General features: G+C 36.7%; 17 protein-coding genes. 8 read left to right on the plus strand and 9 right to left on the minus strand.

What is annotated here, in order from left to right; all coding sequences use genetic code 11:
• Nucleotides 1–5 precede the first annotated feature (5 nt).
• The 3 genes from lipB to H6W52_RS01065 all read left to right on the plus strand — a co-directional run bounded on the left by lipB (nucleotide 6) and on the right by H6W52_RS01065 (nucleotide 2,868).
• Entirely contained in the window at nucleotides 6–734 is a 729-nt protein-coding gene (gene lipB, locus H6W52_RS01055) for a lipoyl(octanoyl) transferase LipB (RefSeq protein ID WP_116097993.1), read from the plus strand.
• A gap of 797 nt (nucleotides 735–1,531) precedes the next feature.
• Nucleotides 1,532–2,491 (plus strand): protein-glutamine glutaminase, encoded by a 960-nt coding sequence (locus H6W52_RS01060; RefSeq protein WP_087711003.1) that lies wholly within the window; start codon nucleotides 1,532–1,534, stop codon nucleotides 2,489–2,491.
• A 65-nt stretch (nucleotides 2,492–2,556) separates the two neighbouring features.
• Nucleotides 2,557–2,868, plus strand: coding sequence for a hypothetical protein (locus tag H6W52_RS01065; protein WP_123891957.1), 312 nt, complete (start codon nucleotides 2,557–2,559; stop codon nucleotides 2,866–2,868).
• A gap of 16 nt (nucleotides 2,869–2,884) precedes the next feature.
• Here the strand turns inward: H6W52_RS01065 and H6W52_RS01070 are convergent, their stop codons facing one another.
• Nucleotides 2,885–3,637, minus strand: coding sequence for an SDR family oxidoreductase (locus H6W52_RS01070; RefSeq protein WP_116097989.1), 753 nt, complete (start codon nucleotides 3,635–3,637; stop codon nucleotides 2,885–2,887).
• 182 nt (nucleotides 3,638–3,819) lie between these two features.
• On the opposite strand from H6W52_RS01070, the gene H6W52_RS01075 reads away from it, so the two are divergent.
• The 5 genes from H6W52_RS01075 (at nucleotide 3,820) to H6W52_RS01095 (ending at nucleotide 8,073) form a co-directional block, all read left to right on the plus strand.
• A complete protein-coding gene (locus H6W52_RS01075; RefSeq protein ID WP_087711009.1) occupies nucleotides 3,820–4,452 on the plus strand; it encodes an NAD(P)H-dependent oxidoreductase in 633 nt (210 codons plus the stop codon).
• 23 nt (nucleotides 4,453–4,475) lie between these two features.
• On the plus strand, nucleotides 4,476–4,910 hold the full coding sequence (locus tag H6W52_RS01080; RefSeq protein ID WP_076393251.1) for a MarR family winged helix-turn-helix transcriptional regulator: 435 nt from the start codon (nucleotides 4,476–4,478) through the stop codon (nucleotides 4,908–4,910).
• Nucleotides 4,911–5,333 carry an organic hydroperoxide resistance protein gene (locus H6W52_RS01085; RefSeq protein ID WP_116097987.1) on the plus strand — a complete coding sequence of 141 codons (423 nt, stop codon included), beginning with the start codon at nucleotides 4,911–4,913 and terminating at the stop codon, nucleotides 5,331–5,333. It begins immediately after the preceding gene.
• 335 nt (nucleotides 5,334–5,668) lie between these two features.
• Complete coding sequence (locus H6W52_RS01090; protein WP_116098075.1) at nucleotides 5,669–6,790, plus strand: lactonase family protein; 1,122 nt, start codon at nucleotides 5,669–5,671, stop codon at nucleotides 6,788–6,790.
• Between the two features lie 410 nt (nucleotides 6,791–7,200).
• Nucleotides 7,201–8,073 carry a hypothetical protein gene (locus tag H6W52_RS01095; protein WP_116097982.1) on the plus strand — a complete coding sequence of 291 codons (873 nt, stop codon included), beginning with the start codon at nucleotides 7,201–7,203 and terminating at the stop codon, nucleotides 8,071–8,073.
• 11 nt (nucleotides 8,074–8,084) lie between these two features.
• Here the strand turns inward: H6W52_RS01095 and H6W52_RS01100 are convergent, their stop codons facing one another.
• The 8 genes from H6W52_RS01100 to H6W52_RS01135 form a co-directional block, all read right to left on the minus strand.
• Entirely contained in the window at nucleotides 8,085–8,714 is a 630-nt protein-coding gene (locus H6W52_RS01100) for a peptide deformylase (RefSeq protein ID WP_116097980.1), read from the minus strand.
• 227 nt (nucleotides 8,715–8,941) lie between these two features.
• Nucleotides 8,942–9,814 (minus strand): ChaN family lipoprotein, encoded by an 873-nt coding sequence (locus tag H6W52_RS01105; protein ID WP_116097978.1) that lies wholly within the window; start codon nucleotides 9,812–9,814, stop codon nucleotides 8,942–8,944.
• Nucleotides 9,815–10,342: 528 nt separating this feature from the next.
• Entirely contained in the window at nucleotides 10,343–11,371 is a 1,029-nt protein-coding gene (locus H6W52_RS01110; protein ID WP_116097976.1) for a hemin-degrading factor, read from the minus strand.
• Nucleotides 11,372–11,375: 4 nt separating this feature from the next.
• The gene (locus H6W52_RS01115) at nucleotides 11,376–12,026 is read right to left on the minus strand and encodes a class I SAM-dependent methyltransferase (protein ID WP_116097974.1); all 651 of its coding nucleotides are present in this window, start codon (nucleotides 12,024–12,026) and stop codon (nucleotides 11,376–11,378) included.
• Between the two features lies 1 nt (nucleotide 12,027).
• Nucleotides 12,028–12,798 (minus strand): heme ABC transporter ATP-binding protein, encoded by a 771-nt coding sequence (locus tag H6W52_RS01120; protein ID WP_108410348.1) that lies wholly within the window; start codon nucleotides 12,796–12,798, stop codon nucleotides 12,028–12,030.
• Nucleotides 12,795–13,838: a FecCD family ABC transporter permease gene (locus H6W52_RS01125; protein ID WP_116097972.1), complete on the minus strand. Its 1,044-nt coding sequence runs from the start codon at nucleotides 13,836–13,838 to the stop codon at nucleotides 12,795–12,797. Before H6W52_RS01125 ends, H6W52_RS01120 begins: the two co-directional genes overlap by 4 nt.
• On the minus strand, nucleotides 13,822–14,697 hold the full coding sequence (locus H6W52_RS01130) for a hemin ABC transporter substrate-binding protein (protein WP_116097970.1): 876 nt from the start codon (nucleotides 14,695–14,697) through the stop codon (nucleotides 13,822–13,824). Before H6W52_RS01130 ends, H6W52_RS01125 begins: the two co-directional genes overlap by 17 nt.
• Before the next feature lie 26 nt (nucleotides 14,698–14,723).
• Complete coding sequence (locus tag H6W52_RS01135) at nucleotides 14,724–15,812, minus strand: HmuY family protein (RefSeq protein WP_116097968.1); 1,089 nt, start codon at nucleotides 15,810–15,812, stop codon at nucleotides 14,724–14,726.
• Between the last annotated feature and the right edge of the window lie 4 nt (nucleotides 15,813–15,816).

Genomic DNA, 15,816 nt, shown 5'->3' on the forward strand with positions numbered 1-15,816 from the left:
ATGATATGAATACAATTCAGAATAAAGTAGTAGAATTTGAAGACTTAGGAACGCGGGAATATCAGTCGGCGTGGGATTATCAGGAATCTCTGATGAAAAACATCATAGATCTGAAAATTAAAAACCGCGATCTTCCTGCGGAACAGCACAGCGAAACGCCAAATCATTTTCTTCTCGTGGAACATCCTCATGTGTATACGCTGGGAAAAAGCGGACATGAAGAAAATATGCTTGCCGGAATTGATAAACTGAAAGAAATCGATGCCATTTTCGTAAAGGTAAACCGCGGTGGAGATATTACGTATCACGGTTACGGACAGATTGTAGGCTATCCTATTTTAGACCTTGAAAATTTCTTCACGGATATTCATAAATACATGAGAAATCTGGAAGAAGTCATCATCAGAACCATTGCCGAATACGGATTGAAAGGCGAACGTTCTCCAGGAGAAACCGGAGTCTGGCTGGATGTGGGAAAACCTTATGCAAGAAAGATCTGCGCTATGGGGGTAAAAGCTTCCCGCTGGGTAACTTTACACGGATTTGCCTTAAATGTTAATACGGATATGCGTTATTTTGAATACATCATTCCGTGCGGAATTAAAGACAAACAGGTAACTTCCTTAAAAAGAGAACTGGAAAGAGAACTCACTCCTGAAGAAATGGAAGATATTAAGGCTAAAATAAGAAAGCATTTTACGGAGGTTTTCGAAGCGGAACTTATTGCTAAGTAATTTTTACTAAATAACATTTCCCTGCATATTGCGATGTGCAGGGATTTTTAATTAAAAAATCAATATTAGACGTACGTTCGGCGTTCCGTAGGAACGCTATCTTTAGAAAATTTATTGAGAATTACAGATATCAATCCTACGGATTGATTGATGAACTGATTCTTATTTCTACACAGATTCTGCTCCTAAAGGAGCAAAGACTTTACTATAAAGAACTTAAATAACCTGAGTTCGGAATAAGAAATAAATTTAGATAATAGATTTAGTATTGTATTGATTTATCGCAAAGAAAAACAAAAGATTTTTCTACTTATTGAAAGTTTGCAATCTAAACAAAGGCACTTCGTTTATGTAAAAAAGACAAAAATGGTATTACTTTGATAAGTTTTACGCCTTTGTATATCTTAAAAGCTGAATTCCTGATAATTGAATCTCTTTGTTTATTGCGGTTAAGAAGACTTATCCCGAACTCACCTTAAATAGAAAAACAAACAGGCTTCAGACAAAGCTTATCATCAATTTTGCCCAACCTAACCTTGACTGTAATCTTCACATCAGACTAAAGTTCCATGAGATTGATAAAACATGATCAATTTATGACCCATTAATTTCATCGAACTCACGTTAAATACTTTCGCCCAATTTAATTTTTCCAGTATTCATCGGTAATCTGAATGCCTAATAAAATTTCTTAAAAATTTTGAATTTTATATTCAATTTTTTATTACTTTTAAAATCACAACGCAGTGAACTATTAACAACAAAACTGCACATCATTAACCACAAAAATTAAAACTATGAAAAAATTTCTGCTATCCGCAATGGCATTTGTGATGGTACTTTCCTCTAATGCCTGTTCAGATTCCAGTGCCAATCAGGATCCGAATCTTGTTGTAAAAGAAACCAATGAAAATGCCATGAGAGACTTTGGCAGCACTATTCCGGTAGGGATTCAAAAAGAAGGCAATGTCCTGAAAGTTTCTTTCATCATTTCTGCGCAGTTCTATGAAATTAAAGACAGCAAAGAAAATGAAGCCTTCATCTCAATGATTCAATCAGCGGTCGAAAATGAAACTCCGGTTCATGTTTTTCTGAAAAAAAATTCCAACGAAATTGCCAAAGTTGAAAAAGCAACCGATGAAGATGTTACTTACTTCAAATCCATCTTCACCAAAGAAACTCAAAGCGAAACGAGCAAAGCAGTAAGTGTAATTCCGAATCTGGCGACTCTGAACAATCTTTTCACACAGATCAAAAATCAGTCCTGCGGAACTTCTACAGCTTCTTCACCATGCATCACGTTCAGATATGCGGTGGACGGATGTTATGCAAGAGCTCATAAAATGAGACAGATCCTTCTGAATGCAGGTTATGACTGCGAAAAACAATTCGTCTACGGAAACCTGAAAGCTTCTACTGGAACATGCTGTGTTTCGTGGGGATATCACGTAGCCATCTTGGTAAGCTTTAAAAATGCTTCCGGTGTGGTGGAGAAAAGAATTATAGATCCTTCCCTTTTCACATCCGGTCCGGTAACCGATATTACATGGAGAAATGCCTGCGTAAATACAAGCTGTGGTTCAGCCTCTGTTTCGTCTTATGCCAATACGGCAGGAAATGTATATTACAGAAGCCCGTCCGGTTCGCTGCTTTATGACAACAATTATATAAATACAAATTGTGTACTGACAACATTTTCAACATTGTCCGGATGCTCTCCTGTTCCGGCTCCAAGTGTAGCAAGCTGCGGATTCTAACAAATCTTTATATAGCTCCTGCAATTATTTGTTACTTTGCAGGAGCTTTTTTAAATTATATTTTCATGAAAATCTTAACCTATATCCTCTTCATAATAATGATGATCATTTCCTGCTCCGGCAATCAAAGTTCACAGAATCTTACATGGTACAACAATTCGGTGATTAGTGATATTACGGATGATCCGGATCGACCACAGGAATTTGCCCGTGTTTCCATAGGAATCAGCGCGCAGGTTTTCTATCTTTCAAAAAAATCTCAGGATTATATCCATCTTATCGAAAAGGCAACTTTAAGTCTTAAGAAAAGTAAAAAATATGATATTGGCATTGAAAATAAAACCAATATTATCAGACAGATCAAAGACGCAAAATAATCTTTTCATCTCATTATCATTTGATTACAGATATTCCGGCATCAATCCTCAGTTCCGCTCCGTGAATATAAGATGCTTCATCAGAAGCAAGAAAAAGTACCGCTTTTGCAATTTCCGAAGGTTCTCCCTGTCTTTTAAAAGGAATGGCAGGAATAATATTTTGTACGGCTTCATCAATCTGTTTTGAATTTAAACCCGTATTATTAAAAATATTGGTTTTAATATGTCCCGGACTGATTCCGTTTACGCGGATCCCTTTAGTCGTCAATTCAGTTGCGAAAGTTTTAATAAAAGACTGCACAGCCGCTTTTGCCGCAGAATACACCGAAAAATTGGACATTCCGAATTCTGTGACAAAAGAAGTATTAAACACAACCGAACTCCCCTCTTTCATTAAAGGAAGCATCTGCTGAACAGTAAAAAAGCTGCCTTTTACCAGCATATTGAAAAGCTCATCAAAATGATGTTCATCCACATTTTCAATCGAAGAAAATCTTCCGTATCCTGCATTTACAAACACCAGATCAATATGTTCCGTTAATTTTTCAGCTTCATTTCTAAGATTCATCAGATCGCTTATTTTTCCGGCATCCGAAACAATTCCGAAAGCATTTTCGCCTAGTTTATTTACGGCATTTTTTACATTTTCTTCACTTCTTCCGGTGATGATTGCCTTTCCGCCTTCTTCTATAAACTGTTGTGCTGTTGCGAATCCCATTCCGTTGGTTCCGCCTGTAATCAGAGTGGTTTTGTTTTTAAATCTCTGCATTGTTTTTGGTTTAAAATTCTTCAGCAAAAATGGAAAGTTCAGTCTTCAGAAAAAATCCGATTCCTGCGATGTTTTAAGAAGGTTTTAAAAATTTTTAAATTAAATTTAACAAAATTAAATTGCACGCAATTTAATTTGGCAATATTTTTGCATCATAGTATTCAAATTAAAAAATTAACAAAATGTCATTAATAGAAGATTTAAACTGGAGACACGCTGTAAAAGCATACGATCCAACAAAAAAAGTATCAGAAGAAGATTTAAATAAAATTTTAGAAGCCGCAAGACTCGCTCCTACTTCTTCAGGATTACAGCCTTTCCGTGTGATCGTAGTGGAAAATCAGGAATTAAAAGAAAAAATGGTTCAGGGAGCATTGAATCCTGAAGTGATGAGAGATTCTTCTCATGTTTTGGTTTTCGCGGCATGGGACAGCTATTCCGATGAGAAAATCGATAAAGTGTACGATCATCACACCGATGTAAGAGATTTGCCGAGAGGAAGATTTTCAAGCTACACCGATAAAATTAAAGAAATCTACGGTGCGCAGACTCCAGAAGAACACTTCGCGCATACCGCAAGACAAACGTATATTGCTTTAGGACTTGCTATGGCTCAGGCTGCGGAACTTAAAGTAGACAGCACTCCTGCAGAAGGTTTCAGCAATGAAGTGGTGGATGAAATTCTGGGCTTGAGAGATTTAGGCTTAAAAAGTGTGAGCTTACTGTATTTAGGATACAGAGACGAGAAAAACGACTGGCTGTCGCACATGAAAAAAGTAAGAATTCCGATGGAAGAATTCATCATCAAAAAATAAAACCTCTTCATTTTTCAGAAATCATGGAAAATCCCGAATTTTTAAAATTAGAAAACCAGCTCTGCTTTCCTTTATATGTTATTGCGAAAGAAATTACGGGGCTTTACCGTCCTTTTCTCGATGAGCTGGATATTACCTATCCGCAGTATCTTGTGATGATGGTGCTTTGGGAACATGACGGACTTCCGGTGAACAGCATCGGAGAAAAGCTGTATCTGGACAGCGGAACGCTTACTCCGCTTCTTAAAAGACTTGAAAATAAAGGATTTATCGAAAGAAAAAGAAAAAAAGAAGATGAACGTGTGGTGGAAGTTTTCATCACAGAATCCGGCAGAAATTTACAGGAAAAAGCCTGCGGAATTCCGGAAAAATTATTTCAGAAAATCGGAGCATCGCCAGAAGACTGGAAAGCTCTGAAAGAAAATGTTCAAAAAATATTAACTAAAATAGAAAAATAAATGAAAACTTTGTATACAACAAAAGTAACTGCAACAGGAGGAAGAAACGGACACGTAAAAAGTGAAAACGGAGTTCTTGATCTGGACGTGAAAATGCCTAAAGCTTTAGGCGGAGCCAATGACGATTTTACCAACCCGGAAATGCTTTTCGCAGCAGGATATTCTGCATGCTTCGACAGCGCACTGAACCGAGTAATTTCTTTGTCTAAAGCAAAAACCGGAGAAACTACAGTAACGGCGGAAGTAAGCATCGGACAATTGGAAAACGGCGGTTTCGGATTGGCGGTTCAGCTTGATGTGAATATTCCTGAAGTTTCTATTGAGGAAGCACAGGCTTTAACAGAAAAAGCGCACCAAATCTGTCCGTACTCTAATGCGACAAGAAATAATATCGAAGTAAAACTTTCAGTTACAAACAACTAATTCAGCGTTTTACGGTATAAATATCAGAATCTGTTTCTTTGGAAGCAGATTTTTTTGTTTAGTAGGATAAGAAACTTTAAACAGAAATTTGTTTCATCCGAAAAACGTTTATATGTTTGTTGTAAACTAATTTTAAATTTAACCGCAAAAGGTACTTATTGGATTTATTCAAGGTATTTCAAAAGTCTGCAAAGAGAAAAAATCTTTGATTTTTTTAAACTTATGTTATCTTTTTCCCATTTAAGTAGTAAACTTAAACAACTAAAGTGTTACAATCTTTTGCATCTTTTGCGGTAAAAAAGTTTAAACAGAATTTCTTTAAAAACCATCATCATTTGAAAAAGCTTTTCATCTTATTCATCACAATTGTTAGCTGTCTTCAGTTGTATGCTCAACATACGTATGTTTTTTTCGGTTCTTTTAACTGGGAAAAAGAAACGGAGGGAATTTATGTGTACGAATTGAACACGCAAAACGGAAAATTATCAAAAATTGCTTCTGTTTCGGGGATTTCAAATCCGTCTTTTCTAGCTTTGTCACCAGACGGAAAATATCTTTTTGCGTGTACGGAAAGCAAAACAAAGAACGGCGGAAGTGTAAGCAGTTTTGAATTTAATCCCGATAAAAAGACTTTACAGTTCATCAGTAAACAAATCAGCGGTAGTGAAAATCCGGTTTACCTGACGGTTCATCCAAGCGGAAAATGGCTCGTTAACGGAAATTATACGGAAGGAAGTGTTTCTGTTTACCCGATCTCAGAAAACGGAACTCTTAAATCTTTTGTGCAGAATATCCCATTTTCAGAAGGAAGTGTAAATCCCGACAGACAGGATCGTGCGCACATCCACTCCACCGTTTTTTCTCCGGATTCTGATTATCTATTTCTGCCTGATCTCGGAGCGGATAAAATTCGCGCTTATCGTTTTAACAATGAAAAAAATACACCTTTGCAGGAAGCTGAAATTCCTTTTGTAAAAACAACTTTAGGAGCGGGACCGAGACATTTTACCTTTCATCCGAATGGAAAATTCGCGTACTGTATTGAAGAAATGGGCGGTGCAGTCAGTGTTTATGCTTACGAAAACGGAAACCTGAAACCGTTTCAGAGGATTTTTACCCATCCTAAAATGTATAAAGAAGATTTTGAAAGTTCTGATGTTCATATTTCGTCGGACGGAAAGTTCTTGTATGCTTCCAACCGAGGAAAAGAAAATAATATTGCTATTTTTTCGATTCAGGACGATGGAAGCCTGAAAACAATCGGCTATCAGTCTGTAAAAGGGAAACATCCGAGAACATTTAATCTCGATCCAAGCGGACAATTTTTAATCACCGCCAATACGGCAACAAATAATGTTACGGTTTTTAAAAGAAATCCTGAAACCGGTTTGCTGAAAAAAGCCGGAAGAAAAATTAAGATCAGAAATGTTTCTAATGTGCAGATCAGAAGATATTGATCATAAACTTGTTTAAGCTTTTTTACCACAAAAGATGCAAAAGATTTTAATACTTTAGTTGTTTAAGTTTACTACTTAAATGAAAAAAAAGAGCACATAAGTTAAAAAAATCAAAGATTTTTTCTCTTTGCAGGATTTTAAAATTAGTTTAAACCAACTTATAATTTTAGTTTCAGAACTGTCATTCAGAATGAAATTTTGCGAAGCATTATGAAATGAAGAATCTTTTGCAGATAAGTTCTTTTTAAACTTCAGTATTTTGTTTCGAAGAATCAATACAAAGTAATAATCAAAGCTTTAAATAAAAGTTTAGTTCATCTTTTGTTGCTTTTGCGGTTAAATAAAAGTTTAAACAGACTTCATAACAAAAAAACTCTGTAAATTTAGATAACAACAAAATTTAAAAACTAATGAACCAGAATAACTTTTACATTCAATATCATAATGCTGATAAACTGAGATGTTTTCCAACTGAAAAGACAGATTTTAATTCTTTAATCTCAGAAATTACTCTTAATGATGATATAAAAGAACATGATTCTTGGATTTATACCAAAAAGAAGACAGCTAAAAAAGCAACTAATGGAATTTGTTTTCTAATTGTAGGAAAAACTGAAAATAAAATTAAAAATTATTATTTATGGAGTTGCTTTAAAATCGAAGATTATGAAGAAAATTTAGACAGAATAATTGTTATCGGAACAGGTCAAGATTTAAAAAAACCAATTTTGCTCAATAATCTTCCTGATTTTATAAGCTTTAAAAAATTTTGCGGGAATTTTGGAATCGGATTTCAAAATATTACTAAGAATGATTTCTCGCTAAAATTATTTTCATACATCAAAGACAACAAAGGAATTTTTTCTCAAGCTAATCCGAAGATATCTCATTATAAAGAAATTAGAGAATTAAACAGTAAAATGCTTTTTATTAATCCAGAAAGAAAAGTACAGGAAATTGATAAAATATTACGAAAAGATAAAAAAATAGTAGAATCATTAAAAAAACTTGTTGATTATAAGTGTCAATTTCCAGAATGTAATTCAACTATTCCTACCAAAAAAGGCGTGAATTATGTTGAAGTTGCTCATATAAAACTGGTTTTTAAAGGAGGGAAAAGTATTTTAGGAAACTTAATTGTTTTTTGTCCTAATCATCACAAAGAATTTGATTTGGGAATAAAAGAAATTCAGGAGGATAATATGGAAACAATTTCAGGAATTTTAAATGGTAAAAATTTTAAAGTCGATTTACATAAAAATTATACTTATAAGATAGAATAATATCAGTAAAATTACCTCATCCCTGAATCGCTCTTCTTAAAAGCATCTACTTTCTGATAAGAGTCGTTTTTCTCTTTTTCTTTTTTGTCTGAAATTAAAATTCCGAAAAGATGATCGATTTCGTGCTGGAAAATAACGGCTGTAAAACCTTCCACAATTTCTGAATATTTCTGACCTTTTAAATCGACATATTCAAGCTGAATGACTTTGCTTCGGTAAAACTGATCTCTGAAATCGGGAATCGAAAGATCGCCTTCGGGACCTAAATTCTGTAATTCTGATCTCCACACAATGACAGGATTGATGAAATATTCCAACGGTTCACCTTTTTTATCAAAACGCTGAACCCAGATTACTTTTCTGTTGATTCCGACCTGTGGTGCGGCAATTCCCACTCCGCCATCGGTGGAAAGTAAAGATTCTTTCATTCTGCTGACCAAAACTGCCGTGTTTTTATCCAACGGATCGATTTCTGCGGAAAGGTTTAATAATGTTTTGTGCTGATTTTCGTCTGTGGTCTGATAAATCGGCAATGCAGAATTTTTATCTCCCTGATTGATCATGGAAATTTCGCTTGGTGTCAGTTTTTGAGCATTCATCAAACCGATGAAAAGGATGAAAAGAAGGGATATTTTTTTCATTTTTCTGAATGTTTTGCAAAGATAAATATTGCAGGCTAAGTTTTGTATATTTTGGTTAAAACCCAATTGAATTTTTGATAAAAAGCAATAAAAAATATGCAGACCTCATTGTCTTTTAAACGACTCATTGTCATTCTGACGAAGGAAGAATCTGTTTAAATTCTCACACACTTTTAATCTAAATGAAAACATAGCTTTTTACTTTTCACTTTTTACCTGGCTCTTTCTCAATACGTTTTCGTCATATCACTGGGAATGATAAGATTAAAATCGGTGGGAATGTAATCTTTCTCAGGAACTTTTAATTCAGGATCATCCGATTCAAAAACAGAAATCACCGCCATTTTCAGGTTCGGATTTTTTTGTTTAATGTACCAGTAAATTCCGCCAAATTCCTTGCTGTGGTAGTTTCCGTTGTAATGGATGAATGTTTTTCCGGATTGCAGATTTTTCAGGATAGATTCTGCCATAGTCGCGTCTTTTATTGCCTGAGCGGAAATAAAATTCATCACTTTGGTTCCGTCTGCGTGATCGCCCATCATCGCTTTCATTTCAGGGTAACCCGGCGTTTCTAGTGTTACTTTTATGGGAAGTTGTGCGATATAAGATTTTTCTTTTTCAGATAAATTATTCAGAGATTCCAGACCTTCTTTGGCGGTTTGGGAAGCGTATTTTCTGGGAATATTCGTTGCGATGAAATTCAGTTTTTTTGCTTTGGCAAAATCAACCAAAGGTTTATAATCGGTCGTGAAATTATTCCAGAGTCTTGCGGAATCTTTCAGTATTTTCGCGTCTATTTTCCCGTTGAGATATTGATTCAGTTGTGGCTGATTGTCCCTTTCGAACATTTCAGCACCTAAAATAAGCTGTCCGTTTTTCTGAGTATACAAACCTTCCGTCACTTTAAGCTGTAACCAGTGGTTGATGGAATTATTATGATTTTCACCAAAGAAAACCACGTCGTAATCAGCCAGTTGTCTGATGAGTTTTTCGGGCTTTACTGATTTTCCTTTTTTGTCGTAAAACTGATAGGCTTTAAATTGCTGTGCCTGAAATGAACAGAAAACAGTAAGAAAAAAGGCAGTGAAAAGGTTTTTCATTTTAATTTTGTTTTTAAACACGAATGGCTTTACAAATATCACGATATAATTTTAATTTTTTGTTGTTTTTTTAAACACGAATGACACAAATGGCATCACTAATATCGCTATAAAACTTTAATTTTTTAATGATCTATTGTTTATTTTAGCGCGAAGCTTTTTTTAAACACGAATTACACAAATTGTTTCACGAATGACACAATGTAACGTTGATTTATTTTAACGCAAAGTAGATATTTTAAGGTAAATATTTTAAAGTAAGCAAGGTTATTCAGATTTCATCTGTTATTAAGCGAACGTTTTATGATTGCATTTGGCAATGTCTTAGCTGAGTGGCTAGTTCTATCATTTGCTGAACGAAGTGCCCTTGCGAACGAAAAATATGCTCAATTAGATCAAAAAGACTTCGCGTTCTTCGCGTTAAATATCGTATCATTTGTGAAACCATTCGTGCCATTTGCGTTTAAATTAAAAAAAGCCGCCTGTAAAAAACAAAACGGCTTAAAGAAACTATCTAACTATTTCAATTTATTTTTCAAGATCGGCAACGAGGTCTTTCCATTCCTGCAATTCCGGGATTCCGGGTTTTCTTTTTCCGAAAAACTGAACGATAAAATCGCCCTCTTTATTGAAAACTTCAATGGCGGTCACTTCTCCGTCTTCCGTCGGTTTTTTCACGATCCATGCTTCTGCAATTTTGGTTACGTCCAGATGCAGATTGAAATCGGGATCCATCACGTTGAACCATTGCTGATGCCAAAGTGTTTTTTTCACGTTTCCTGTATGAATCTGGATGATTCCTCTGTTTCCGACAAAAATCATGATCGGAAGTTCTTTTTCCGATGCGTCTTCCAGTACGTTTACGACTTTTGAGCTTTCAATTTTCTTTGCAAAACCTTCAGGAGCCAGTCTCAACGCCTGCGTTCTGCTCACTCCGAATTTTCGGGTCATCATAAAGAAATCGTGGGTATCTTTCAGATTTGTCCATGCTTTTTGAAAGCCTTCCACATCAATTTCGGCATCCGGTTTTTCTTCTGCTTTCGGAGCTGCTTTTTCAAAATCGAAAGATCCGTTCTGCTCTTCTGCTTTATATTTTTCTGCCATTTCATCGAATGCAGCTTCGTTGCTGTCTTTGGTAAGGTAAATTTTATGCAGCGCCAAACCGTCTTTTCCGAAAAACTGAAGGCTTTTTTTATCTCCTTCCACCACTGCGAAAGCTAATTTCCAGTGATTCAGGAAAATTCTTAAATCAATATCTTCTCCCACGAAAAGCTGTGCATGAGGACTGCTGAAATCGCCGTTCAGATACACTCCTTTTCTTTCGTGAACGCACTCTTCGTTGCGTGTAAGCGCCATTACTTTTCCTAACTGCTCCACTTCCGCTAAAATATTCTGGAATTCCGGCTTCAGAACGGTTACGCCTTCTCCTACGCTGGTTGCCAACAGTTCCGCTTCGCTTACTCCCAGTTCTGCTGCGGCATTTCGGATTCTCAGATGCGGATTTTCAGCTTTAAGAGCTTCCCATTTTTCCTTCAGATCGTTTACTAATGTGCTCATTTATTTATTTTTTAATGGTTAAAATTGTATAATTTCTTGTGATGGTTTCTTCTCCGGTTTTGCTTTTTACTTCTTCCTGCCGTTCGGAAATTTTCATTCTTTTAAAATAACTTTTGGAAACGGTTTCCTCCATTTCATCGGTATTGTACAACGTAAAACCGAACTGCGTAAAAGGAAGTTTTTCCATGAAATCCCGCTGTCCGAAAGTGAGAACAAATGTTCCGCTGTCTTTCAGAACTCTGTAAATTTCATTGAGGAAATCTGTTGGTTTTTCCCAGAAATAAACAGTGTTTACGGTAAATATTTTATCGAATGTTTTGTCTTCAAAAGGCAGTTCTGTTCCTTCATACAGGATAAATTCAGCCTGATTTTCAAAATTTTTATTCAGTTTTAAGGCTTCGTGATGCATGGTTTCCGAAATATCAATTCCGGTATATTTTACATCAATGGCTTTGTTTAAAATATTTCTGACATGCCCCGCATTTCCATGACCTATTTCCAGAATGTGTTCGTTGTCTTCTATTAAAAGGGTCTGTATGCTTTCCAACGTCATTCCGATGTTGGTTTCATTCATCATTTCGCCGATCTCGATTCCTTTTTCTCCTTGAGGATGGGCGAGATTCTGTGCTAATATTTTCAGTTTTTCTGTATCCATATTATCCAAAAATAATCATTGGGTGCGAAGTTACCGGATGATTGCAGATCGTACACGGAAAATTGTAGGCTTCTCGGATATTTTCAGCGGTGAAAACCTCTTCCGGAGTTCCGTATGCGGCAACTTTTCCTGATTTCATTAATAAAACTTTATCGGCATATTGTGCGGCAAGATTGAGATCATGAAGAACAACAATGGCAGAATTGGCTTTTTTGGTGAAATTTTTAATGATTTCCAATGCTTTGTACTGATGTTTAATGTCTAAATTATTTAAAGGTTCATCTAAAAAAACAAGTTTATGGGCAATTTCGTTCTGAAGCTGCGCAAAAACCCTCGAAAGATGAACGCGCTGTTTTTCGCCTCCCGATAAAGTGTTGTATTCTCTTTCTTTTAAATGCAGAATATCCGTTTCATTCATCATTCGGTTTGTCGATTCATGGTCTTCTGTTTTAGGCTGTGCATCGAAGTACGGATAACGTCCCATCATCACGACCTCTTTTACTTCCAGCGGAATATCGTTGCTGTTGTGCTGTGAAAATTTGGCTTTGTGTTTTGAAAGCTCTTTCACATTCCAGTCGTTGATATGTCTGTTTTTAAATACAATCTGCTGTTCAGATTTAATTTCATTGGCAAGAATACTCAGGAGGCTCGATTTTCCTGCTCCGTTCGGACCGACAATTGCCAGAAATTCGCCATATTCCAGATGAACGTCCACCGAATCCAGAATATGAAAGGTTTTATGCTGATAACTGATCTGATGCGCTTTTATCATAACAGTGATTTTTTAAATTTAATTAAAATCGCAATGAAAACAGGACCTCCCATTAAGGCAGTTAAAATCCCGATCGGAAGTTCTGAAGGTTCCACAATACTTCTGCTGAAAGTATCTGCCGTCAACAGCAAAATACTTCCGCAAACTGCGGATAACGGTAAAATAACGGCATAGTCTGATTTAAACAAAAATCTTAAAATATATGGAACGATAAGCCCTACAAAACCAATGGTTCCTGAAAATGCCACACAGCTTCCCACCATTAAAGCCGTAATAAGGATGATCTGCTTTTTTAATCTTTCTACATTAATTCCCAAATGCTCTGCATCTTTTTCGCCTAACATCATTGCATTCAACGCTTTACCTTTTGGCAGTAAAACCGTGTATGAAATAACCAATACGATTCCCAAAATGATATTCTTCGTCCATGTTGCAGCGGCTAAACTTCCTAAATTCCAGAACGTTAAATCTCTTAACTGGTCGTCTTTCGAGATGTAAATCAGGAAACCTGTAATGGAAAATCCGATCGCTGTAATGGCAACTCCCGATAATAACATCATCACGACATTGGTTTTACCGCCGCTGGTTGAAATTCTGTACACCAGAAGCATGGAAATAAAAGATCCGATAAAAGCAGCAATGCCCACCAATGAAAACTGTACGGCTTCAGGAAGAAATTCTCTGAAATATCCTCCCAAAACGATGGTAATGGCGGCAAGCAGGGTTGCTCCGGAAGTGAGCCCGATTAAATCTCCCGTTGCCAGAGGATTTCTGAACAATCCCTGCAAACCGGTTCCGGAAACCGCCAACATACTTCCAATAAGGATCGCCATCACAATTCTGGCTGCTCTTACGTCCCAGACTACATATTTATCGCTCATTGAGATTGACTGATCTCCGTTCATTATTTTTTGTAAAACAGCGAATGCAGACTGACCTCCGAAATCGTAAACCCCGGTGTTAAGCGACCATACTGCGATGATGCAAAGCAGTACGGTGCTTATGATGATGTAAACGGATAATTTACCTGGTGCTTTCAATCAGAAGTTGGTTTAATTCTACTGCTGCCTGTCCTAATCTTGGTCCGAAACCGGAAACAAGACCGCCGTCCATGGCAATAATTTTTTTATTTTTTCCGGCATTGGTTTGGGAAACTCCCGGCATTTTTAGCGCGCCTTCGTTTCCTCCCGCTCCCTGCAATCCGCTTGTGAAGAAGAATAGTACATCGGGATTTGCTTTTACAACCGCTTCCGGCGTTAAAGGTTTGAAATCTTCAAAATCATTAACGGCATTTTGTCCGCCTGCAATTTCAATTAAAGAAGCCATCGGTGTATTTTTTCCTGAAACCATAAGCATATTTCCTCTTGCGTAGATGAACAGGACTTTTGGTTTTTTGGCAATCGGCTGAATCTGTTTCAGATCGGCATCAATTTTATCATTCAGTTTCTGATAATCTGTATTTCCGACTGCTTTCGCCACTTCTGCGATTAGCTTTTTAGTTCCGTCGACGGTAAATTCCTGTTTAAAAATTTCTGTTTTGATGCCGGAAGATTTAATTTTCCCCATCAGTTCAGGATTGATGTCTTTATCGGAAGCTAAAATTAAGGTGGGAGAAACCGCCATAATAGGCTCGATGGTCATTGATCTTACGTGTCCCAGATCTTTAGCTGTCGATTTAAGAGATTCGGGAAAAGTACTTGTCACGTCGGTTCCCACGATTTCTTTTTCGTGACCCAAAACGGCTACAATTTCAGTGATTCCGCCGTTCAGCGTTACGATTTTATGAGCAGATTTTGGAGCTTCAGAGCTTTGTTCTGTTTTATTTTCAGTAGCAGCTCCTTCTTTTTTGCAGGAATAGACTGCCATTAATACAGATGCGGCAAGAATGAATTTTTTCATGATATCTTTTTATTTGATTTAAATTTTTAGAACAAGGGTTTGTATTCGAACTGCGGATAGCCTCTTTCGCCGCTGCTGCTCGTAAGTCTGGTGAATCTCAGCTTAAAATAATATCCGTCCGGATCTTTGATGACATAAAATACATCACCTTTCACCTGATATCCGGAAGGTCCGACTTCTCTCCAGTTTCCTCCGATAACGCGCTGATCGTTATAAATGAATTTCGACTGATCGATATCCGAAACTTTAAAATTATTGTAGGCTTCAACCCCAGTTGTGGTTCCTGAAGCTTTTACTTCATAAGCTCCCGCTCCACCTAAATTATTGATGGTGATAAAGTCTGCATACACATAACTTCCTGCTCCTGCAATGGTATTGGTAAACACCGAAAAGCAAAGATCCCATTTCTTTTTTTCAGGCTGAATGAAGAGTTCTTTTTCATTTTTCAGGCTGACGAAATTATAGTTGTAAGCGGAGTTTTTATTGATGGTTAATTCCTTGTGAGAGGCAGAATTTAATGGGGCGTATTTTATTTTATATCCTCCGTTTGAAGTTCTCGAGATCTGAATTTTCATCCATCCTCTGCTTTCTCCGGCTGTGGTAACGCTTCCCGCAGGAACATTTCCTGTGTAAATTCCTTTTCCCATGTTCAGAAGGTATACTGCATTTTCAGATTCATTGGGATTAATTTCTTCAATTGCGGTATAGCCTGAAGGAAAGTTTCCTTTCACATCATCAATATAAATGGTGTTGGAAGGATTAAAATTCGCAACCTGTACAAGATCCTGCAAACCGGAAACCTCAGCTTCTGTGACCAAATCGATATTTGTAGCATTCGGGATTTTTCCTGCTGCCATCATCAGAGAAGAATTAAGAATGACTTTAAAATTGCTTCCTGAATACAAAGCGAGATCCCAATCGGTTCTTTTGGTCAGCACTTCAGAATCCGTTCCCAGATCAAACCAGACCTGATTGGGCTGTGTAGGTCCGCCAACGGTAGGATTCACGATGGAACCTTCAATTTTTGATATGGCAACCGGATCTTCATTATCATTAATACAGGACTGGGTGATGAATGATGTCCCGATGAAGAGGTAAAGCAGTATTTTTTTCATTTCA

It is taken from the genome of Chryseobacterium sp. C2(2020), from assembly GCF_014218915.1.
Classification (GTDB): Bacteria; Bacteroidota; Bacteroidia; order Flavobacteriales; family Weeksellaceae; genus Chryseobacterium; species Chryseobacterium mucoviscidosis.